This is a genomic window from Tardiphaga sp. 866_E4_N1_4, assembly GCF_052076075.1.
In the GTDB taxonomy this organism is placed as follows: domain Bacteria; phylum Pseudomonadota; class Alphaproteobacteria; order Rhizobiales; family Xanthobacteraceae; genus Tardiphaga; species Tardiphaga robiniae.
The window spans coordinates 2,112,219-2,132,425 of sequence record NZ_CP197242.1; the positions used below are offsets into that span (position 1 = coordinate 2,112,219).

Sequence of the window (20,207 nt, forward strand, 5' to 3'; positions counted from 1 at the left end):
GCGATCTATGACCTGTGGGGGACGGCACATTGGACAAACTCACACTGAACGATCCGCTATTCGCTACCTACGTCATTGCTGCGAGCCTGACGATCCTCAAGGCTGTGGCGATGTCGTGGCTGACCGTCGTCCGTATGGTCGACGTCAAAGGCGGCTACCGTTCACCCGAGGATATCAAGAAGACACCGATGAACCCCGCGCCCGACCCGGCGCAACTCTTGCCCAACGAGCGCGTCGAGCGGATTCGCCGGATCCAGATGAACGACCTCGAGAGCCTGCCCTACTTCCTGGTTGCGGGTTTGCTCTACATTCTCACGCAACCATCCCTGCTGCTCGCCCAATGGCTGCTATATGGCTACGTCGCCTCACGTCTGCTTCACTTCATCGCCTATCTCACCGGACAGATTCATGAGATACGCGCGACCTTTTGGACTGTTGGCTCGCTCATCCTGATTTTCATGACCATCCGTACGTTGATATCTGCAGTCGGCGCGTGAAGCTCAGTCCGCAACGCCGGCCTCGTGCTGAGCCGACAGGTAACGTTCAAGAGCATCGTCCTGCTTGAAATAGCGCATGGCACGAAGCTCCGCGATAGTTGTCTTTTGCACGGCATCGCGCTGGCGCGTCACGTCACGTGCCTCTTCCAATCGCCTGGCGGTTACAAGATTGGCCACCAGCATACGATGGCCCGTACCGTTGGCCGGATTCTGCTGGATCGAGTTGCGGGCCCACAAGATACCATCCTCAGGGCGCTCGAGCGCAAAGCATGATGCAGCCAGGCCCGTCATCCAAAAATGGAGCATATTGTCATAGGGACTGAGGGCGATCGACCGGTGAAGACATGTGACAGCATGCTCATAGTCTCCACCCATGCTGTCGATCATTCCAAGAATGCCCCAGGCGAAGGCGGAGCTTGGATTGAGGCGTACAGCTTCCTTGCAGTGGATGCGCCCCTGATCGTTGTTGCCGACCGGACCAAACAATGTGAAGCCATAGACCGCATGGGCGAAAGCATCTGCGCCATCTTGCTCGACGGCGCGGCGCGCCAAGACGAGGGCTTCGACCAACGTTTCCGGCAAAGCCGCCGCCCCCAGAGGCGACGCCATGACAAGTGCCCAAGCAAGGGACGCCAGCGTGGCTGGGCGCAGCTGATCGCGGTTGAGAGACTGTCGCAACAATACGATCGCCCTCGTGATCCCGTCACGGGTTCCGTTCCATAGATGGGGAAGCGCTCGCAGGTAGATGTCGTAAGCCGAAAGATCAGAGAGCGGCTTGCGCCTTGCGCGCTCGACCTCGGCGCTCCGCACGGCCGGATCAATCACTGCAGCGACGCTCGCGCTGATGTCATCCTGCAGATCGAAAACATCGACGATGGCGCGATCGTAGCGATCAGACCAGACCTGAACCTCATCGCGGGCATGGGTCAGTTCGGCCGATACACGAATGCGGTTGCCCGCTTTGCGGATGTTGCCGCTCAGGACGTATTGAACACCGAGTTGTTGCGCGATTTGCCGGCTGGTCAGCCTTCTATCCTTGAAGGCGAAGCTCGATCCGCGTGCGATGACCACGAATTCGCGAAAGCGCGACAAAGCGGTGATGATGTCCTCGGTGACGCCATCAGCGAAGTATTCCTGCTCCGGGTCGTCGCTCATGTTCCGAAACGGCAGAACCACGATGGATGGTTGATCCATGACCATCATCAGAGCAGGCGCAAGTGGAGTCGATATTTCGATCTCGCTGACAGCCACCGATTCGATCAGTGTCTGGGCTCTGCGTAGTTCAGCGACGAGCGCTCTGGTTGCCTCGTCCGGCTCTGTGTTGAGCTCTCGCTTCAGAAGCCCAACGACCTCTTGATAGTATTTGAGCGCTTCAGCTTTACGCCCAGTTGCAGACAGAGCTTGCATGATCAGCCTGTGCGCATCCTCACGCATGTTGTTCAGTGCGCTGGCACGGTGCCCGGCCTTCAATGCGTGATCGGCGCGACCGGCGACCAGTTCTTTTTCGCCGAGCCCGACCATCGCAGTCAGAGCCAGCTCCTGAAATCGCTGGCGTTCGCCAGCCAGCCAATCGCTCCAGCCTTCTTCGCTAACACCGATGTCATCGACGAAGCGCCCTCGATAGAGATCCGCTGCCTCACCCAGCGCATCACGGCCGCCCTCCCGCACCAGGGCCTCGAACCGGCTGATATCGCACAGGATCACCGTCGTATTCAGCGATACGAACTCGCCATCGCTCTTGAGAGCATCCCGACCCAGAATTTGACGTAGCTTGAACAGTGACTGACGGAGGTTCTGCCTTGCTTGCGCGTCGAAATAAGACCCCCAGAACAGGGTCGACAGTTTTTCGCGCGGCTGAGGCTCCGGTGCCGTGCAAGCCAGATAAGCAAGCAATCCCGAGAGCTTCTTGTTTGGCAAGCCGACCACGCCGTTCGGCCCGGTGAGCACGACGCGTCCCAAAAGCGAAAGACTAAATTTTGGGCACACTGTCGGCTACTTCCAAGTTTTGAACAAATGCGTCCTCTGAATATACATTTAACTCAGATTGGCAACTTTGCGAGCAGTATTAACGCAGCGATGACGGCTGACTAACGCCGGCGAGACGGCGGCGGGTTCAAGTCAAAATGCGACGAGATGCGAATGGCATTCGGCGCAGAGCAACTTCACCCGGAAGCCGTCATGCGCACGCGTCACATCATTGCAGTCGTCGTTACCCTGACCGTGATCCTCGCCGGAGTTGATGTGGCGCTGACTTCCTTGGCCGCTCCGAAAGCCAGGGCGGCTTCGCACACCACGCCTCCCGTCTCACCCCTCCTTTTCGGAGGCGACTGATCTCAGTTCGATTTCGAAGTAGCCATCAAACCCGCCGCTACCGTAAGCGACAAAGCCAGCGCCACGGCAGCATCGCGGCCAATGCCAGCAAGCGCAGCGAAGTTTCAATGCAAATCTTAAGAGTGTCAGGCGACCGAGCGGTCAGCAAGCTCACCTGCATCATCCCGTGAAGCATCAGGAAAAGAGTGATGAAGAGCGACTTTCCGGCGCCGTCTCCAGCACCTGTGGGGGCTTCGATGATCGTCAGCGCACTTCATGAATCCCGTCGCCGGCAGGCAATCAACATCATTCATCGCTACCAGCATCTCATCTCCGACCGCATCGAAACCAATCCTGGCAAGCCCATTCCATCGCCAGACGCGAAAATGCGCGTTCGTCAGATACAGAACAGTGAAGGGAAAAGAAACGTGAGCCGACTGAGCGAAACACACCTGATCATCCTGATCCTTATCGGCTTCGGCATTGTGCATGTGATTGGCGGCGTCCTCCTGGCACGGGCGGCGCCCGAGCACAGTCGCCCTGTGAATATAGCGGCCTGGGGCGACTGATCGCGGCAGGCGAAGACGACATCAATCATCAATGGATGGCAACAATCGTGAGGCTGACATGACTGCAATCGCGAGCGCGATGTCCCGCGCGATTCGTTCGATCACTGGAGCCGATGTGCTCAAGCATTTTCTGTTTTTCTGCGGAGCCGGAATTCTGGTGTTCGTGCTCTCGCTCACTTACGGCCTGGATCTGAGTCCGGGACTTTTCTGATCCGCGCCACGGTTGCGCAAACTGAAGCGTCCAGTTCCCCCGCAGGTCATATCCGCACGAGGTCATCACGTGAACGCTCTGATCGCCACCTATATCGCATGGATCATCGCCCAGACCGGCTTCGTCCCTCCGGCTCACCCGCCAATCCATTTCGCGACGTCAGCAGAAATGGCTATGCTAAGTGGTGCGCCGGAAAATAGCGGGCTCGAATTTCAAGCCCTCTACAGCCGCGAACAAGGCGCGATCTACCTTCCCCACGAATGGCAACCGGTCAATTTGCGGCAGAAGAGCGCGCTGCTGCACGAGCTCGTGCATCACGTGCAACGAGCCAACAACGTCGAAGCTCCGTGTGTGGCAGCCCACGAACGCCAAGCCTATGACCTTCAGATGAAATGGCTCCGCGAACAGGGGGTCGAGGATCCCTACAGCCTCATCGGCACGAATGAACTCACAATCTACATGGTGAGCGTCTGTCGCGACGGTTCGTAAGCGGCACACGACACTCCTTCGTCATATGCCATGAGATGCAGCAGGCTCGTGCGCGGCCGATGCTCAGGCGATTGAGCGCGCGGCGGGGTTGGTTTGAACCAACCTTGATACGCCTAATAGGATGCGTGGAAATGATGCACCGGGCCGTGGCCGTGACCGACCGTAAAACGATCCGCCGCAGCGATCGCAGCCGTGACATAGGCTTTCGCCGCACGCACCGCGGCTTCCATGTCCTGCCCCTTGGCTAGGCCCGCCGCGATCGCTGATGACAGCGTGCAGCCGGTACCGTGCGTATTCTTCGTGGACACGCGCTCTGCCGGCAATGCAATGGCGCGGTCTGCGGTGATAAAATAGTCAGTGCTCTCCGGGCCGGTCCCGTGGCCGCCCTTGATCAGCACAGCCTTGCAGCCGAGCGCGAGCAGACGCTTGCCATGCGCCTCGATGGCCGCATCGCCCTCCGCCATTGGCTCATCCAGCAACGCGGCCGCCTCCGGTAGGTTTGGCGTGATGATATCGGCAAGCGGGATCAACGTGCTGCGCAGCGCGGCGATGGCCTCCGGCGCCAGCAGGCGATCGCCTGATGTTGCGACCATCACGGGATCGAGCACCACATGTTTCGGCTGCCATGTCGCGAGGCCCGCGGCGATAGCCTCGATCACATCGCGCTGCGCGACCATGCCGATCTTCACCGCGCCAACCGCGAGATCGACGAACACGGCATTGATCTGCTCGCTCACGAACTCCGCAGGCACCTGATGGATGCCGGTGACGCCCTTGGTGTTCTGCGCGGTCAGCGCGGCGATCACCGAGGCGCCGTAGACGCCCAGCGCCGCGAAGGTCTTGAGGTCGGCCTGGATGCCGGCGCCGCCTGAGGAATCCGACCCGGCAATGGTCAGGGCAATGGGTGTGGGCATCGGAAAAACTCGCGCGAGATCAAGGGATAAGCGGGCACCTCAGTCCTAGCCCTCTATTGCCGGACCGACAAGGCGGCGACATGCTGGCGGCTTGCGCCGCACCCTGTTTTGGGCTTGATGATCTCTAAAATCGCCCGTTTCCGGAGAATCCCGATGGTCCCCTTCTTTGTCCAGTTCAAGTGCAAGCTTGGCCAGTCCTACGCCGTCGCCAACGCGCTGGCCGAAGCCGAAATCGCCTCGGAGATCTATTCCACCGCTGGGCATTACGACCTGCTGGTGAAGTTCTACGTCGATAACGCCACCGACATCGGCCATTTCGTGAACGAGAAGGTTCAGACCATCCCGGGCATCCAGGACACGCATACGATCATTACGTTCAAGGCGTTTTGAGAAACGCACCGGCCGTGCGCTCCTTCTCCCCGCTCTGCGCGGGGAGAAGGGTGGGATGAGGGGCGAGGCACAATAGCCGTTCCAATTCACCCTGGGCATGTCGCACAGATTCCGATCCGCGAATTGCGAGTATATGGCGACGTCGTGCCATGCCCCTCACCCGCCGCGAAGACGCGGCGACCTCTCCCCGCAAGCGGGGAGAGGTTAAGAGACCTACACCGCCATCTTCCGATGCAGCACGGGCACCCCGCTCAGCTCCTCCGCCGCATCGACGATCGCATTCGCGTCGATGCCGTGATGGCGATAGAGATCGCCGATGGTGCCGGTCTGGCCGAACTGTTCGACGCCCAGCGCTTCCATACGATGACCGCACACGCTGCCGATCCATCCGAGCGTCGCCGGATGGCCGTCGAGCACGGTGACGATGCCGCAGTCGCGCGGCAGCGGCTGCAGGAGCTTCTCGATGTGGCTGAGATGCTGCGGGTTGCGCCTGTCGCGGCGGATCTTTCGCGCCGATGTCCAGCCGGCATAGAGACGATCGGCTGACGTGATCGCCAACAGGCCGATGTCGCGATGACTGTCGCCGAGCAATCCCGTTGCCTCGATCGCTTCCGGCGCCAGCGTGCCGGTATAGGCGATCACCAGATCGCAATTGGCGCCCGGCTTGCGCAGCCAGTAGGCGCCGTCAGTGATGCCCTGCTGCAGCTCCGGCGTCATCATGCGCTGCGGCTGTTCGATGGTGCGCGTGGAGAGCCGCAGATAGACCGAGCCGCCGGCGCGCTGGCCGCTGTCATCAGTGCCCGCGTCGCGCTGCATGTGCTGGAAGCCCCAACCCATGATGACGGCGAGCTCATCGACGAAAGCCGGCTCGAACGATGCGAGCCCGTCCTGCGCCATGCCGATCAGCGGCGTCGCGATCGACTGATGCGCGCCGCCTTCCGGCGCCAGCGTGATGCCCGACGGCGTCGCCGCCACCATGAAACGGGCATCCTGATAACAGGCATAGTTGAGCTGATCGAGACCACGCTCGATGAAGGGATCGTACAGCGTCGCGACCGGCAGCAGACGGACGCCGTTGATGCTGCTCGACAGGCCCAGGGCTGACATCAGGATGAACAGGTTGGCCTCGGCAATGCCGAGTTCGAGATGCTGGCCCTTCGGCGAAAAGTCCCAGTTGAAGGTGGACGGAATCTTCTCGCTGCGGAAGTGATCGGCCTTCTCCGCGCGCGCGAACAATCCGCGGCGATTGACCCAGGCGCCGAGATTGGTGGACACGGTGACATCAGGCGACGCCGTGACAATGCGCGACGCCAGTTCGGTATCGCCGCGTGCCAGCTCATGCAGGACGAGGCCGAAACCCTGCTGCGTCGACATTTCCGGCGACGGCTTGAACGACAGATGCCCGGGAACCTCGATCACGTCGGCGCTGAGGCGCCGCGTGCCCTGCTGCACGAAGGGCACATCCTTGAGGAACGCATCGAGCATCAAAGCGTCCTGCGTCAAGCCCTCATATCTGTCCCATTCATGGCCGGGCCGGATGTTCTGCGCCGCGCGCCAGGTCTCCATCTGCGTCGGCGTCATCAGGCCGGCGTGATTGTCCTTATGGCCCTGGAACGGCAGGCCGATGCCCTTGATCGTATAGGCGATGAAGCAGACCGGACGATCGTGATCGATGGCTTCGAAAGCCTCGACCATGCTGGCCATGTCGTGGCCGCCCAAATTGGACATCAGTGCCAGCAGTTCCTCGTCGCTGCGCGCCTCGATCAGGCGCGACACCGGACCCTGATCGCCGATCTCGTCGTTGAGCCGCTTGCGGAACGCTGCGCCGCCCTGGAAACACAAAGCCGAATAGATCTGGTTCGGACAGTTGTCGATCCAGGTCTTCAGCGCGGCGCCGCCGGGCTCGGCAAAAGCCGTCTGCATCAGCCGGCCATACTTCACGATCACCACATCCCAGCCAAAGTTGCGGAACATGGATTCGAACTTCTCCCACAGACCCTCGCGCACCACGGCGTCAAGGCTCTGGCGGTTGTAGTCGACGATCCACCAGGTGTTGCGCAGCCCGTGCTTCCAGCCTTCAAGCAAAGCTTCGAAGATATTGCCCTCGTCCATCTCGGCATCGCCGACCAGCGCGATCATGCGGCCCTCGCGGCGGTCCTTCATCCAGCCGTGAGCCGAGACGTAGTCCTGCACCAGCGACGAGAACAGCGTCTGCGCGACGCCGAGGCCGACCGAGCCGGTGGAGAAATCGACATCGTCGATATCCTTGGTGCGCGACGGATAGCTTTGCGCCCCCTTGAAGCCGCGGAAGTTCTCGAGCTTCTCGCGCGTCTGGTTGCCGAACAGATACTGAATGGCGTGGAACACCGGACTCGCATGCGGCTTCACCGCGACGCGGTCTTCCGGCTTCAGGACGGCGAAATACAGCGCCGACATGATCGTCGCCAGCGAGGCGGATGACGCCTGATGGCCGCCGACCTTGAGGCCGTCGGTATTGGGGCGGATGTGATTGGCGTTGTGGATCGTCCATGACGAGAGCCAGAGCACCTTGCGCGCCAAGGCGGTCAGGGTCTGCAGGCGATGATGATCGATCGGCATGGTGGGCTCCCGCGTCGGCCAGCTGCGCTGGTTCGTGATGAGGTCGCCATTCTAGCAGGCGCCTCAAAGGGATTTTCTCAATTCATCGCGACAACCACGGCCATATTGGGATAAATGAATTGTTCTGGTTCAGATTTCATGGAATTTTCCCAATGTCAGCCCTCGACGCAATCGACCGCAAGATTCTCGCCGCACTGCAGATCGACAGTCGCATCACCATGCAGGAGCTCGCTGAAAAGGTCGGGCTATCGATCTCGCCGTGCCATCGCAGGGTGAAATTGCTGGAAGAGCGCGGCGTCATCACCCGCTACATGGCGCTGGTCGACCAGAAGGCAATCGGACTTCCGGTCAGCGTCTTCATTTCCATCAAGCTTGTCCGGCAGAAGGAGGAAGACCTCAACCGTTTCGCGAAAGCGATCTCGAAATGGGAGGAAGTGCTGGAATGCTATCTGATGACCGGCAACCGCGACTATCTCTTACGCGTCGTCGCGGCGGATCTGTCGTCCTATGAGGCATTCCTGAAGAACAAGCTGACCCGGCTCGACGGCATCGCCTCGATCGAATCCAGCTTCGCCCTCAGCCAGGTGAAGTATTCGATCGCACTGCCGGTGTAAGGGCACAGAGCTAGCTGGCTCGCTTCACCGCGGCGGCGGTACCACCCGGGGCGCTGACGACGCTTTGATAATGCGCAATCGGCTGCGGACGGCCGATCAGGAAGCCTTGGATCTCCGCACAGCCCTCGGCGGCAAGAAACGACATTTGGGCGACGGTCTCGACGCCCTCGGCGATCACCGGGAGCTTCAACGAGCGGCCGAGCCCGATGATGGCGTGAACAATAGCCGCGGACTGCGGATTGTCCTCGAGATTGGCCACGAAGGTCTGGTCGATCTTGATCTTGTCGAAGGGGAAAGCCTGCAGATAGCTCAGGCTCGAATAACCCGTGCCGAAATCGTCCATGGCGACGCGAACGCCCAGTTCCTTGACGGCGTGCAGGATCGCGATGGCACCAGCAAAATCGTCAATCAGCACGCCTTCGGTGATCTCGATCTCGACACGCTTTGGGCAGAGACCGGTTTCCGCCAGAACGGCGGCGAGCATCCCGGGCACATCGCCGCGCTGAAAGTTGACTGGCGACAGGTTGATGGCGATCGACAGCGGATTGACCCAGGTCGCCGCCTCGCGACAGGCCTCGCGCACCACCCACTCGTCGATGGCGCCTATCAGACCGCTCTCCTCCGCCAGCGGAATGAACACCGTCGGCGAGATGATGCCGCGCTCGGGATGCCGCCAGCGCAGCAGAACCTCGAAGGCGACCACAGCGCCCTCGGTGGTCGCCTGCGGCTGAAAATAGAGCTGGAATTGCTTGTTCTCGACCGCCACCACGAGATCACGTTGCAGCAGTCGCTTCTCGCGGATGTGCTGATCCATCGCAGCCTCGAAGAAGCGGATGGTACCGCGTTCCTCGGCCTTGGCGCGATCAAGCGCCAGATCTGCATGCGCAATGAGAGCTTCGATATCCTGGCCGTCCTGCGGATAGACCGAGATGCCGATACTACAGCGAACATTGACGTTCTGGCCGTCGATCTGAAACGTATTATCGAGAATGCTCGACAACCGCGCACAGAGATCTTCCGCTGTTTGCGGCTCCGCGCCGAGATGAGACACGATCGAGAAGATATCGCCACTCGGCCGTGCCAGAAATGCACCGTTGCAGGCTTGCGACAGCCGCTTCGCCAGCTCGGCCAGTACGGCATCGCCGGTGGCCTGGCCGTATACATCATTTGTTTCTCTGAAACGGTCGATATCGATCCGCGCGATCGCAAACGAGCCGTGTCCCGCCGAGGCCTCCTTGAAGACGCGGGCCAGATGTTCGTTGAAGGCAACACGATTGGGCAGATCGGTGATCGGATCGTGCCGCGCGAGATGCACGATCCGCGCTTCGCTGAGTTTGCGGTCGGTGATGTCGGCGTGGGTCGCGACCCAGCCGCCATTCTTCATCGGCCGGTAGCGCACGTTGATGGCGCGCCCGTCCGGCAGCTCGGCGGTCTGGCTGCTCGGCACGCGATCCGCGAGCGCCGTCCGCATCTTCATCTCATAACTATCCATATCGACGAACAGCGTGCCAGCCGCCGCACGAATTGCCAGCACCTGATCCTCAGTCGTGCCGGCGAACATTTTCGCCGGCGGGATGTTGTACATGCGCATGTAGCTTTCGTTCCACAATTCGAGCAGGCCATCGGCGCTATACATGCACAGGCCCTGCTCCATATTGTTGAGCGCCGCATCGAGCTGCAGATTGCGCTTGCTCATGCTGCGGCGGGTGCGCTGATCTGTTACGGCAACGACGAGGCCCGCGATCACCACGGCGGCGGTAAAGGCCGCAATGGCCAGCGACAGTTCGATCGGCGACAGCAGACTTTGGTTTTCAGCGGCTGCGGCATTGTAGGTCAGATCGATCGCGCCCATGGCGACGAAGTGATGTACGCAGATCGCGAGCGTCAGAAGCAGTGCGGCAACGAGCAGCTTGCCGGACCGGTCGGCAGTCTGGGCGACGAGGATCGCCAAGGCGGCAATCACCATGCCGCCGACGACCGACACCGTCACGAGGTCCGGCATCCACTGGATGATGGCGGGGATGCGCAGCGACGCCATGCCCATATAGTGCATGCAGGCGATGCCGAGGCCGATCACCGCGCCGCCGGCCAGCGCGTTCCGTTTGGTACGATTGAACAGCGCGATGGCGAAGCCGGCCGTGGTCATCACTGCAGAGGCGACGAGCGAACAGGCGGTGATGATGAGGTCGTAGTGGAGTTCGAAACCAGGCGTGTATGCGAGCATCGCGATGAAATGCGTCGCCCACGTGCCGAATCCGGTGACCGCGCCTGCGGTAATCAACCACGCAAGGCGCGTATCGGGCAATGCGGTGCGCGCACGCGTGAACAGGTTGACGGCAGCAAGGCTGGAGAGAAAACACACCGCTGCCGCCAGCAGAATCTGCCGCCAGTCATGCTGCAACTCGATGCAATTCCAGACTCGTAGCATAAAGATACCAACATATGACGAGATATCGAAGCATAGCGCGTGCAACGTTCGGCATGTTTAAAACTCACGGAAAAATTGCACAGAAGAGCAGTTATTCTTAAGCCGCGATAAAGCCCGAAATATGCCGGGTATCATCGTCCATGTTTGCGGAAAGATATGCAACACATTCGGATGTACCCACCGCAAGCGCCGTGGCTCAGGGGAAAATCGAGCAAGGGGGACGACCTGTCTCTATCAACAGCTCATCATTAGGCGCTCGGATAAGGTTCCGCCGGTGCGGTGACCTGCGCGCGGCGCACGCGTTCGCGATGTGCGGTGTAGACACCGCTGGCGATGATGATTGCAGCACCGGCGAAAGTGACAGCATCGGGCACTTCGCCAAACAGGAAGAAGCCGATCAGCGTCACCCACACCAGCTGCACATAGGAGAACGGTGCCAGTACCGATGCATCCGCATAGCGGAAGGCCAATACGACAATCCAGTGGCCGACAGTAGCGGCGACGCCAATACCAACACCGAGCGCGATCTGAGTCCAGCTCGGCACGATCCAGTAGAACGGCACGATGACACTGAGCACGAGGAAGCCGGTGATCGCCGAGAACGCCATCGTGGTGATGGCGCGGTCGGCCCCGCTGATTTTGCGCGTCAGCACCAATGCGGTCGCCCAGCCCAGCGCCGAAATGATCGGAAAGATCGTACCGGGCTGAAACGCCGCGGTGCCCGGCCGCACGATGATCAATACGCCCAGAAGCCCGGCGATGGTGGCGGTCCAGCGGCGCAGACCGACCTTTTCGCCGAGGAAGAGAACCGATAGCCCGGTGACGAATAGCGGCGAGATGAAGCCGGTTGCCGTCGCCTCCGCGATCGGCAGATAACCGAGCGCCATGATGAAGAAGATCGACGAACACAACAGGCCCAGCCCGCGAAATACCTGCAGCAGCGGCCGCGTCGAGCGCATCGGATTGCCCGAGGCCGGCGCCAACACGATCGGCAGCAGGATCACGACGAACACCAAAAAGCGGATCCAGGCGATCTCCACCGATGGCATGCCCGTGCGCGACAGATACTTCGCCATCGCGTCCGATGACGCCAGAAACGCCGTCGAACAAATGATCATCAGAATGCCGCGCAGCGGCCGGTCGGTATGGCGATGCGCCGATACAGGGGCAGCAGTCTTCGGCGGCGGAACATGGCTTGTCACGAGCGGGGACCAATATGCGGGCTCGTCGGTGCATGCGAGCCGAATCGAATACGGCTCACAAAACGACGATCACGAGGCCGGGACAACTGCCGATATCAGGACACGGATATGCAGGCAGGCAAAAAAGCCTATGCCGGCCGATGCATCAGCGGCCAGCGTGCAGCGCAGCATCGATTTTACCGCATCCCTACAGCATCGGTAGACTGGAAGGCTCCCGGCCGAGCGGGAATACCTTTCCAATATCAGCCAGTTCGGCCGCGCTGAGCGTCAATGCACTCGCCGCCGCGTTGTCCGCCGCATGGGCGGCCGAAGACGCCTTCGGAATTGCGAAGACCGTTGGCTGACGGATCAGGAAGGCCAGCGCCACCTGCCGCGGCGTGGCCAGATGGGCATCGGCGATCTGCTGCAGGATTTTGCCGCCCGGCGAGCGCGTCGACGGGAAATCATTATGACCGAACGGCGAATAGGCCACGACGGCGACGCCATGGCTCTCGCACCACGGGATCACGCGGTGTTCGATGGCGCGCTCCTGCAAATGATAGAGCACCTGATTGCAGGCGATGGCGCCCTTGCCTGCGAGTTTCGACAGCTCGTTGAGATCGTCGACATCGAAATTGCTGACGCCCCAGGAGGCAATCTTGCCGGCGGCCTTCAACTCTCCGAAGGCAGCGACGGTCTCGGCGAGCGGAACCTGACCGCGCCAGTGCAGCAGGTAGCAATCGAGCCGGTCGGTACCCAGCCGCTTCAACGAGCGCTCGCAGGCGGCGATGGTGCCCTTCCGCGACGCGTTGCTCGGCAGCACCTTGGAGACCAGGAACACCTCGTCGCGACGGCGGGCGATGGCCTCTGCAATCACGAGTTCCGCGTCACCATACATTTCGGCCGTGTCGATATGGCTCATGCCGGCATCGAGGCCGGCCTGCAGCGCCCTGACCGCCGCAGCACGGTCACTGTGGTCGATATACCAGGTGCCCTGCCCGATGACTGAGACGTCGCGCTTGGTTTGGCCGAATGGATTGTGTCGCATGGTGCGCCTCCGCCTCCCGCGGCAATGAGGCACACGGGAGTGGACTTTAGCGCATCAATTCAGAGGAGTCAGTGGCTGATCATCCACGGCCGCGCTGTCGGGAAGCTCTTGGCGCCCGAGCGGGTCTGCTTCACCAGTCGCGACGGCTTCTTGCCGGAACAGCAGCCACAGCCAGCCCCATGCGCGGCCTTGTACTCCGCCGATGTCTTCGGCGCATTGCGGCTGCGTTCGTTAGTGGCGTGGGCCTTGCGCTTGTCGGAGGGCATGCAGAAGAACGCCGGTGCGGTCAGGATTACGCGTGGCGCCTGCGTCGCGCAATGCGGACAGTTCTGCGGGTCATCGCATTCGGCCATCGGCCGCATGTCGGTGAACGGGCCGCAATCGTCGCAGAGATATTCATAGACCGGCATGGGATGATCCATTGTGAGGCAATGCCCTCTCCCCGTCATTGCGAGCGAAGCGAAGCAATCCAGAAAGCCGCAAGCGAGGGAAGACTGGATTGCTTCGTCGCTTCGCTCCTCGCAATGACGGCGGAGAGTGAGCGAAAGAAAAAGGGGCTGCGGGGTCGTGACGCCAACCCCGCAGCCGAGTTGACCGCGTTACTTGTCCGGCGAGAGCGGCATCTGGATGTCGCCCTTGATGTGCTTGATCGGGCCCGCCGACGACGGATTGATGTCGAAGTCGAAGATCTGCGTCGGCAGCCACAGTGTGGCGCAGGCATTGGGCACGTCGACGACGCCGGAGATGTGGCCCTGCACCGGCGCGGTGCCGAGGATCGAATAGGCCTGCGCGCCGGAATAGCCGAACTTCTTCAGATATTCGATGGCATTCAGACAGGCCTGACGATAGGCGATGTGCACATCGAGATAATGCTGCTTGCCCTGCTCGTCGACAGAGATGCCTTCGAAGATCAGGAAGTCGTTGTAGTTCGGCGTCATCGGTGACGGCTTGAACACGGGGTTCTTGATGCCGTATTTCGACACGCCGTCCTTGATGACATCAACCTTGATGTGCAGCCAGCCGGCCATCTCGATAGCGCCGCAGAAGGTGATTTCGCCGTCGCCCTGCGAGAAGTGCAGGTCGCCCATGGAGAGACCGCCACCGGGGACATAGACCGGGAAATAGACCTTCGAGCCGCGCGACAGATCCTTGATGTCGCAATTGCCGCCATGCTCGCGCGGCGGCACGGTGCGCGCGCCTTCGGCCGCAGCCTTCTCCTTCGCCTCACCCTTCAGCCGACCCATATGGGCAGTCGGGCCGAACGGCGGATTGGCAAGGCCGGGCACGCGGGTCGGGTTCGTCGCGATCAGCGCGGTCTCGCGCTCGTTCCAGGTGGCGAGCAGTTTCGGGTCGGGCAGACAGCCGATCAGGCCGGGATGGATCAGGCCGGCGAAATTCACGCCCGGGATGTGGCGCGACGAGGTGTACATGCCCTTGAAGTCCCAGATCGACTTCTGCGCTTCCGGGAAGTGATCGGTGAGAAAGCCGCCGCCATTCTGCTTGGAGAAGAAGCCGTTGAAGCCCCACAGCGAATCTTTCATCGGGCCGACATCGAGCAGATCGACAACCAGAAGATCGCCGGGCTCCGCGCCCTTGACGCCGATCGGGCCGGACAGAAAGTGCACGATCGACAGATCGATGTCGCGCACGTCGTCGGCGCTGTCGTTGTTCTTGATGAAGCCGCCGGTCCAGTCATAGGTCTCGACGATAAAGTCATCGCCGGGATTGACCCATGCGACCATGGGAATGTCCGAATGCCAGCGGTTGTGAATCATGTCGTTGTCGTAGGCCGATTGCGTAAGGTCGACCTTGATCAGTGTATCTGGCATTCAATGCTCCCCTTCGGTTACTGGTCTTGGTGGTTGAACGTAAGACTGGTCAGACGGACAGGTATTTGGCGATCTGCGCGGCATCGATGCCCTCGCGGGCTTCGTCGCGAACGATCTCACCGTTCTCGATCACCAGCACGCGGTCGGCGACGTCGAGCGCAAAGCTCAACACCTGTTCGGAGACGATGATCGACAGGCCCTTGGTGTCGCGGATGTGCTTCAGGGTCCGCGCCATGTCCTTGATGATCGACGGCTGGATGCCTTCCGTCGGCTCGTCCAGCAGCAACACCTTCGGCTTGGTGGCGAGCGCACGGGCGATGGCAAGCTGCTGCTGCTGGCCACCGGAGAGATTGCCGCCGCGGCGGCCCTTCATTTCGAGCAGCACCGGAAAGAGTTCATAAAGATCGCCGGGCACTTCCTTCTCGCCAGAAGCGACAAGGCCGGTCTCGATATTCTCCTTCACCGTCATATGGGAGAAGATCATCCGGCCCTGCGGCACATAAGCGAGGCCGCGCGCGACGCGCTCATAACTCTTCAGTGCACCGAGCTCCTTGCCCTCCATGGTCACCGAGCCGGACTTGGTCGGCACGATTCCCATCAGCGATTTCATCAGTGTGGTCTTGCCCATGCCGTTGCGGCCCATGATGGCCACGATTTCGTTCGGCTGCACCGAGACATTCAGGCCATGCAGGACTTCGCTCTGGCCGTAAGCGACGTGGAGATCGTTGATCGCGAGCATGATGATCTCCTCAATGACCCAGATAGACTTCGATGACCTTGGGATCGTTCTGAACCTTCTCCATGGTGCCTTCGGACAGGATCTGTCCCTGATGCAGCACGGTCACCTTGTGGGCGATGTCCTCGACGAATTTCATGTCGTGCTCGATCACCAGCACCGAGCGGTTCTTGATGATCGTATTGAGCAGCTCCGCCGTCTTGACGCGCTCGCTGACGCTCATGCCGGCGACGGGCTCGTCGAGCATCAGCAGGTCCGGATCCTGGATCAGCAGCATGCCGATCTCGAGCCACTGCTTCTGGCCGTGCGAGAGCACATCGGCATACATGTTGAGCCGATCCTTGAGGAAGATCATCTCGGCAACTTCCTCGACGCGCTCGCGCACTGCGGCGTCCCGCTTGAACATCAGCGAGCCGAACACCGAGCGACCACGCGGATAGGAGATCTCGAGATTCTCGAACACCGTAAGATCGTCATAAACAGACGGCGTCTGGAATTTGCGGCCGACGCCGGCCTGCACGATCTGGTTTTCCTTCAGCTTGGTCAGCTCCGTGCCACGGAACTGCACCGAGCCCGACGTGGCTTTGGTCTTGCCGCAGATCAGATCGAGGACGGTGGTCTTGCCGGCGCCGTTGGGGCCGATAATGACGCGGATCTCGTTCTCCTCGACGTAGAAGGAGAGATCGTTGACCGCCTTGAAGCCGTCGAAGGAAACGGTGAGCCCTTCGACCGCGAGCAAAAACTCTTTGGGCTGATGTCCGATGAGCATGATGTCCCCTTACTCGGCCGGCGCGCCGTCGGCGGCGGATTTGATGGCCCAAGCCTTCTTGGATTTAGACGAGCGCATGGCGATCAGGCGATCGATGTGGCGCGCCACGTGATCGCGCCAGATGCCGGACAGGCCATTGGGGAAGAACAGCACCACGGCGATGAACAAGCCGCCGAGGCCGAACAGCCAGAGCTCGGGGAAGGATTCCGACAGCATCGTCTTGGCGTAGTTCACCAGCAGCGTGCCGTAGACCGCGCCGAAGATCGACATCCGGCCGCCCACGGCGGTGTAGATCACCATCTCGATCGACGGCACGATGCCGACGAAGGACGGCGACATGAAGCCGATCTGCAGCGTGAACATGGCGCCACCGATCGCCGCAAACATTGCCGCGGCACAGAAGGCGAAGATCTTGAAGTTGGCCACGCTGTAGCCGGAGAAGCGGACGCGATCCTCCTGTTCGCGCATCGCCACCAGGATGCGGCCGAGCTTGGTCAGGCGGATGAACTGCGCGGTGATGATACAGGCGAACAGCACGAAGACTTCGAAGAAGTAGAGAATGACCTTGGCGTGATCGGTGCGGATGTCCCAGCTGTTCAGCGTGCGCAGGTCGGTCATGCCGTTGATGCCGCCGGTATAGCCCTGCTGGCCGATGATCAGGATGGTTGCGATCGCCGCGATGGCCTGGGTGATGATGGCGAAATAGACGCCGCCGACACGCCGTTTGAACATCGCAGCGCCGATGATGAAGGCCAGCAGCGTTGGCACCACGAGAATGGCGATGATCGTCAGCGTCAGCGAGTGAAACGGCTTCCAGAACATCGGCAGCGACGTGATCTGGTTCCAGTCCATGAAATCCGGAATGCCGGGGGTCGACTGGATCTTGGTGTTGGCGACGCTGGAGGCTTCCAGCTTCAGGAACATGGCCATGCAGTAGCCGCCAAGGCCGAAGAACACGCCCTGCCCGAGGCTTAGGATGCCGCCATAACCCCAGCACATCACAAGGCCCAAGGCGACGAAGGCATAGGTCAGATATTTGGCGACGAGGTTGAGACGAAACACATCGAGAAACAGCGGCAGGATCACCGCGAGCAGCAGCAGCAGCGACAGGAAACCGAGAAGCTCCGAGCGGTTGAAGAAGCGTGAATTGATCATGTGATGATTGCCCTGCTCTGTCTGTACTGCACGCGCTTACTTGCGGACCTTGAGGGCGAACAGGCCCTGCGGCCGGATCATCAGGATCGCGACGATGGTGAGCAGCGTCAGCACTTTGGCCATCGACCCGGACATGAAGAACTCCATGGTCGACTGCGCCTGGGAGATGGTGAAGGCCGAGGCAATGGTGCCGAACAGGCTGGCCGCGCCGCCGAACACCACGACGAGGAACGTGTCGACGATGTAGAGCTGGCCGGAGGTCGGGCCGGTCGAACCGATCATGGTGAAGGCGGAGCCCGCGATCCCCGCGATGCCGCAGCCGAGGCCGAAGGTGTAGCGGTCAACCTTCTCGGTATTGATGCCGACGGCGCCGGCCATCACGCGGTTCTGCACCACGGCGCGAACCTGACGACCCCAACGCGACTTGTACATGATGTAGGCGACCACCATGGTGATCCCCAGCGTCAACACCATCACGAAGATGCCGTTGATCGGCACTTCGATCGTATCGGTGACCTGCTTGGAGCCCATCATCCATTGCGGCAGCTCGACACCAACTTCGCGCGCACCGAACACCGAACGATAGGCCTGCTGCAGGATCAGGCTGAGACCCCATGTCGCCAGCAACGTATCGAGCGGGCGCTTGTAGAGATGCCGTATCAGCCCCCATTCGACCAACATCCCCAGCGCACCGGAGGCGATGAAGGCGAGGATCATGGCGACGAAGAAGTAGCCGGAAAACAGCGACGGCAGATGCGACTGGAAGAAGCTCGACGTCAGCCAGGTGACGTAAGCGCCGAGGATCATGAATTCGCCATGCGCCATGTTGATGACGCCCATCTGGCCGAAGATGATTGCGAGGCCGAGCGCCATCAGCACATAGACCGAGAACAGGATCAGGCCGGCAAAGCCCTGCATTGCAAAGATGGCGCCAAGATCGCCAATCGAATAGTCGCCGAACATCGATCCGTCCTCCGTCAGGGAAAGGGTCCCGCGCCGCGCGATGAGACGCGACGCGGGGTTGTCGTGCGCGGATAGGTCGTCCGCGCCAGGGAGAAGCTGCGCGGAGACAAGCTCCGCACTTGACGAGCAAGGCTTACTGATAGCCCTTCGGGAACGGATCCGGCTCGATCAGTTCGGGCGTCTCGTAGACCACCTTGAACTGGCCATCGAGCTGCGCCTGGCCGACGCGGGCCTTGGACCACAAATGGTGGTTCGGATGGACCTTGACGTAACCTTCCGGCGCCTTGGTGAATTCGATACCCGCAGACGCAGGCGCGATCTTGTCGATATCGAAGCTGCCGGCCTTCTCGACCGTCATTTTCCAGAGCCACGGGCCGAGATAGGCGGCCTGCGTCACGTCGCCGATCACGGTCTTCTCGCCCCACATCTTCTTGAAGGCGGCGACAAATTCCTTGTTGTTCGGATTATCGAGCGACTGGAAGTACTTCATACAGGCATAGGCGCCCGCGATGTTTTCACCACCGATACCGTCGATCTCGTCCTCGGTGACCGAGATCGTCAGCATGGTCTGCTTCGACAGGTCGATGCCGGCCGCCTTGAGCTGCTTGTAGAAGGCGACGTTGGAGCCGCCGACAACTGCCGCATAGATCACGTCCGGCTTGGTCAGCTTGATCTTGTTGATCACCGAGTTGAACTGGGTGTGGCCGAGCGGGAAGTATTCTTCGCCCGACACCTTGCCGCCGAGCTTGCCCTCGATGTGCTTGCGGGCGATCTTCATCGATGTGCGCGGCCAGATATAGTCCGAGCCGATCAGATAGAAGCTCTTGCCGTTCTTGGTCTTGGAGACCCAGTCGAGGCCGGCGAGGATCTGCTGGGTGGCTTCCTGACCGGTGTAGATGACATTCTTGGACTGCTCGAGGCCTTCATAGAAGGTCGGGTAGTAGAGCATGCCATTGTACTGCTCCATGACCGGCAGCACCGCCTTGCGGGAGGCCGAGGTCCAGCAGCCCATGATGGCAGCGACCTTGTCGTTGACCAGCAGCTTCTTGGCCTTTTCAGCGAAGGTCGGCCAGTCCGAGGCACCGTCTTCCTGGATGAACTTGATCTTGCGGCCGAGCACGCCGCCCATGGCGTTGATCTGGTCGATGGCGAGCTTTTCAGCCTGAACCGAGCCGGTTTCCGAGATCGCCATCGTACCGGTGACGGAATGCAGAATGCCGACGGTGACTTCCGTATCGGTAACCGCAAGCCCGGTGGTATTGATGGCCGAGGTGGCCGGCGCCTGCGCAAAAGATGTGCGCGGAAGCAGTGACATTGCCGGCAAAGCCGCCATGCCCATCAGCAGTTTACGCCGCAATGGCGAGTGCAAGCCCGGTTTCTTCTCGTCTGACATTTCAACCCCACTGGTTCGAGTACGCCTATTGGTGAGGCAAGCATTGCTGAACTTGTGCGGTGCACGGATACGCGAGATCGCGTATACTGCACCGCAAAATGCCGACGTAGGTT

General features: G+C 60.8%; 20 protein-coding genes. 7 read left to right on the plus strand and 13 right to left on the minus strand.

What is annotated here, in order from left to right:
* Nucleotides 1–29 precede the first annotated feature (29 nt).
* Nucleotides 30–497, plus strand: coding sequence for an MAPEG family protein (locus tag AB8B20_RS10500; protein ID WP_439072504.1), 468 nt, complete (start codon nucleotides 30–32; stop codon nucleotides 495–497).
* 3 nt (nucleotides 498–500) lie between these two features.
* Here AB8B20_RS10500 and AB8B20_RS10505 read toward each other — a convergent pair whose 3' ends face one another.
* Nucleotides 501–2,444 (minus strand): BTAD domain-containing putative transcriptional regulator, encoded by a 1,944-nt coding sequence (locus AB8B20_RS10505; RefSeq protein WP_439072505.1) that lies wholly within the window; start codon nucleotides 2,442–2,444, stop codon nucleotides 501–503.
* 192 nt (nucleotides 2,445–2,636) lie between these two features.
* On the opposite strand from AB8B20_RS10505, the gene AB8B20_RS10510 reads away from it, so the two are divergent.
* From AB8B20_RS10510 to AB8B20_RS10525, 4 genes are all read left to right on the plus strand, one after another.
* Nucleotides 2,637–2,828, plus strand: coding sequence for a hypothetical protein (locus AB8B20_RS10510; RefSeq protein WP_116662864.1), 192 nt, complete (start codon nucleotides 2,637–2,639; stop codon nucleotides 2,826–2,828).
* Nucleotides 2,829–3,016: 188 nt separating this feature from the next.
* Complete coding sequence (locus AB8B20_RS10515) at nucleotides 3,017–3,376, plus strand: hypothetical protein (RefSeq protein ID WP_439072506.1); 360 nt, start codon at nucleotides 3,017–3,019, stop codon at nucleotides 3,374–3,376.
* 31 nt (nucleotides 3,377–3,407) lie between these two features.
* A complete protein-coding gene (locus tag AB8B20_RS10520) occupies nucleotides 3,408–3,587 on the plus strand; it encodes a hypothetical protein (protein WP_089265224.1) in 180 nt (59 codons plus the stop codon).
* 69 nt (nucleotides 3,588–3,656) lie between these two features.
* The gene (locus AB8B20_RS10525; protein ID WP_439072507.1) at nucleotides 3,657–4,076 is read left to right on the plus strand and encodes a DUF6647 family protein; all 420 of its coding nucleotides are present in this window, start codon (nucleotides 3,657–3,659) and stop codon (nucleotides 4,074–4,076) included.
* A 113-nt stretch (nucleotides 4,077–4,189) separates the two neighbouring features.
* On the opposite strand, the gene thiD is transcribed toward AB8B20_RS10525, so the two are convergent.
* Nucleotides 4,190–4,990, minus strand: a complete 801-nt coding sequence (gene thiD / locus AB8B20_RS10530) for a bifunctional hydroxymethylpyrimidine kinase/phosphomethylpyrimidine kinase (protein WP_439072508.1) — start codon at nucleotides 4,988–4,990, stop codon at nucleotides 4,190–4,192.
* A gap of 153 nt (nucleotides 4,991–5,143) precedes the next feature.
* Between thiD and AB8B20_RS10535 the strand changes: the two genes are divergently transcribed.
* Nucleotides 5,144–5,380, plus strand: coding sequence for an Lrp/AsnC ligand binding domain-containing protein (locus AB8B20_RS10535; RefSeq protein ID WP_068735543.1), 237 nt, complete (start codon nucleotides 5,144–5,146; stop codon nucleotides 5,378–5,380).
* A gap of 213 nt (nucleotides 5,381–5,593) precedes the next feature.
* Here AB8B20_RS10535 and AB8B20_RS10540 read toward each other — a convergent pair whose 3' ends face one another.
* Nucleotides 5,594–7,978 (minus strand): transketolase, encoded by a 2,385-nt coding sequence (locus tag AB8B20_RS10540; RefSeq protein ID WP_439072509.1) that lies wholly within the window; start codon nucleotides 7,976–7,978, stop codon nucleotides 5,594–5,596.
* 152 nt (nucleotides 7,979–8,130) lie between these two features.
* On the opposite strand from AB8B20_RS10540, the gene AB8B20_RS10545 reads away from it, so the two are divergent.
* Nucleotides 8,131–8,592: an Lrp/AsnC family transcriptional regulator gene (locus AB8B20_RS10545; RefSeq protein WP_089265228.1), complete on the plus strand. Its 462-nt coding sequence runs from the start codon at nucleotides 8,131–8,133 to the stop codon at nucleotides 8,590–8,592.
* A gap of 10 nt (nucleotides 8,593–8,602) precedes the next feature.
* On the opposite strand, the gene AB8B20_RS10550 is transcribed toward AB8B20_RS10545, so the two are convergent.
* From AB8B20_RS10550 to urtA, 10 genes are all read right to left on the minus strand, one after another.
* Nucleotides 8,603–11,020, minus strand: a complete 2,418-nt coding sequence (locus tag AB8B20_RS10550) for a bifunctional diguanylate cyclase/phosphodiesterase (protein WP_439072510.1) — start codon at nucleotides 11,018–11,020, stop codon at nucleotides 8,603–8,605.
* A gap of 248 nt (nucleotides 11,021–11,268) precedes the next feature.
* Nucleotides 11,269–12,222, minus strand: coding sequence for a DMT family transporter (locus AB8B20_RS10555; protein WP_374725716.1), 954 nt, complete (start codon nucleotides 12,220–12,222; stop codon nucleotides 11,269–11,271).
* A gap of 187 nt (nucleotides 12,223–12,409) precedes the next feature.
* The gene (locus AB8B20_RS10560) at nucleotides 12,410–13,249 is read right to left on the minus strand and encodes an aldo/keto reductase (RefSeq protein WP_184518860.1); all 840 of its coding nucleotides are present in this window, start codon (nucleotides 13,247–13,249) and stop codon (nucleotides 12,410–12,412) included.
* Nucleotides 13,250–13,317: 68 nt separating this feature from the next.
* Nucleotides 13,318–13,659 (minus strand): FmdB family zinc ribbon protein, encoded by a 342-nt coding sequence (locus AB8B20_RS10565; protein WP_184518863.1) that lies wholly within the window; start codon nucleotides 13,657–13,659, stop codon nucleotides 13,318–13,320.
* Nucleotides 13,660–13,848: 189 nt separating this feature from the next.
* Complete coding sequence (gene fmdA / locus AB8B20_RS10570) at nucleotides 13,849–15,078, minus strand: formamidase (RefSeq protein ID WP_093756657.1); 1,230 nt, start codon at nucleotides 15,076–15,078, stop codon at nucleotides 13,849–13,851.
* A gap of 49 nt (nucleotides 15,079–15,127) precedes the next feature.
* A complete protein-coding gene (urtE, locus tag AB8B20_RS10575) occupies nucleotides 15,128–15,817 on the minus strand; it encodes an urea ABC transporter ATP-binding subunit UrtE (RefSeq protein WP_068735526.1) in 690 nt (229 codons plus the stop codon).
* 10 nt (nucleotides 15,818–15,827) lie between these two features.
* Nucleotides 15,828–16,583: an urea ABC transporter ATP-binding protein UrtD gene (gene urtD / locus AB8B20_RS10580; RefSeq protein WP_068735525.1), complete on the minus strand. Its 756-nt coding sequence runs from the start codon at nucleotides 16,581–16,583 to the stop codon at nucleotides 15,828–15,830.
* Nucleotides 16,584–16,592: 9 nt separating this feature from the next.
* On the minus strand, nucleotides 16,593–17,738 hold the full coding sequence (gene urtC, locus AB8B20_RS10585; RefSeq protein ID WP_439072511.1) for an urea ABC transporter permease subunit UrtC: 1,146 nt from the start codon (nucleotides 17,736–17,738) through the stop codon (nucleotides 16,593–16,595).
* Between the two features lie 36 nt (nucleotides 17,739–17,774).
* Complete coding sequence (urtB, locus tag AB8B20_RS10590; protein WP_089265233.1) at nucleotides 17,775–18,701, minus strand: urea ABC transporter permease subunit UrtB; 927 nt, start codon at nucleotides 18,699–18,701, stop codon at nucleotides 17,775–17,777.
* A 133-nt stretch (nucleotides 18,702–18,834) separates the two neighbouring features.
* Entirely contained in the window at nucleotides 18,835–20,094 is a 1,260-nt protein-coding gene (urtA, locus tag AB8B20_RS10595) for an urea ABC transporter substrate-binding protein (RefSeq protein ID WP_089265234.1), read from the minus strand.
* Nucleotides 20,095–20,207: the final 113 nt, after the last annotated feature.

What these genes read in the sequence shown, in the direction of transcription:
- AB8B20_RS10510 (WP_116662864.1), top strand. Translation starts at nt 2,637, where the DNA reads ATGGCATTCGGCGCAGAGCAACTTCACCCGGAAGCCGTCATGCGCACG.
- AB8B20_RS10515 (WP_439072506.1), top strand. Translation starts at nt 3,017, where the DNA reads ATGAAGAGCGACTTTCCGGCGCCGTCTCCAGCACCTGTGGGGGCTTCG.
- AB8B20_RS10520 (WP_089265224.1), top strand. Translation starts at nt 3,408, where the DNA reads ATGGATGGCAACAATCGTGAGGCTGACATGACTGCAATCGCGAGCGCG.
- thiD (WP_439072508.1), bottom strand. Translation starts at nt 4,990, where the DNA reads ATGCCCACACCCATTGCCCTGACCATTGCCGGGTCGGATTCCTCAGGC.
- AB8B20_RS10535 (WP_068735543.1), top strand. Translation starts at nt 5,144, where the DNA reads ATGGTCCCCTTCTTTGTCCAGTTCAAGTGCAAGCTTGGCCAGTCCTAC.
- AB8B20_RS10540 (WP_439072509.1), bottom strand. Translation starts at nt 7,978, where the DNA reads ATGCCGATCGATCATCATCGCCTGCAGACCCTGACCGCCTTGGCGCGC.
- AB8B20_RS10545 (WP_089265228.1), top strand. Translation starts at nt 8,131, where the DNA reads ATGTCAGCCCTCGACGCAATCGACCGCAAGATTCTCGCCGCACTGCAG.
- AB8B20_RS10550 (WP_439072510.1), bottom strand. Translation starts at nt 11,020, where the DNA reads ATGCTACGAGTCTGGAATTGCATCGAGTTGCAGCATGACTGGCGGCAG.
- AB8B20_RS10560 (WP_184518860.1), bottom strand. Translation starts at nt 13,249, where the DNA reads ATGCGACACAATCCATTCGGCCAAACCAAGCGCGACGTCTCAGTCATC.
- AB8B20_RS10565 (WP_184518863.1), bottom strand. Translation starts at nt 13,659, where the DNA reads ATGCCGGTCTATGAATATCTCTGCGACGATTGCGGCCCGTTCACCGAC.
- fmdA (WP_093756657.1), bottom strand. Translation starts at nt 15,078, where the DNA reads ATGCCAGATACACTGATCAAGGTCGACCTTACGCAATCGGCCTACGAC.
- urtE (WP_068735526.1), bottom strand. Translation starts at nt 15,817, where the DNA reads ATGCTCGCGATCAACGATCTCCACGTCGCTTACGGCCAGAGCGAAGTC.
- urtD (WP_068735525.1), bottom strand. Translation starts at nt 16,583, where the DNA reads ATGCTCATCGGACATCAGCCCAAAGAGTTTTTGCTCGCGGTCGAAGGG.
- urtC (WP_439072511.1), bottom strand. Translation starts at nt 17,738, where the DNA reads ATGATCAATTCACGCTTCTTCAACCGCTCGGAGCTTCTCGGTTTCCTG.
- urtB (WP_089265233.1), bottom strand. Translation starts at nt 18,701, where the DNA reads ATGTTCGGCGACTATTCGATTGGCGATCTTGGCGCCATCTTTGCAATG.
- urtA (WP_089265234.1), bottom strand. Translation starts at nt 20,094, where the DNA reads ATGTCAGACGAGAAGAAACCGGGCTTGCACTCGCCATTGCGGCGTAAA.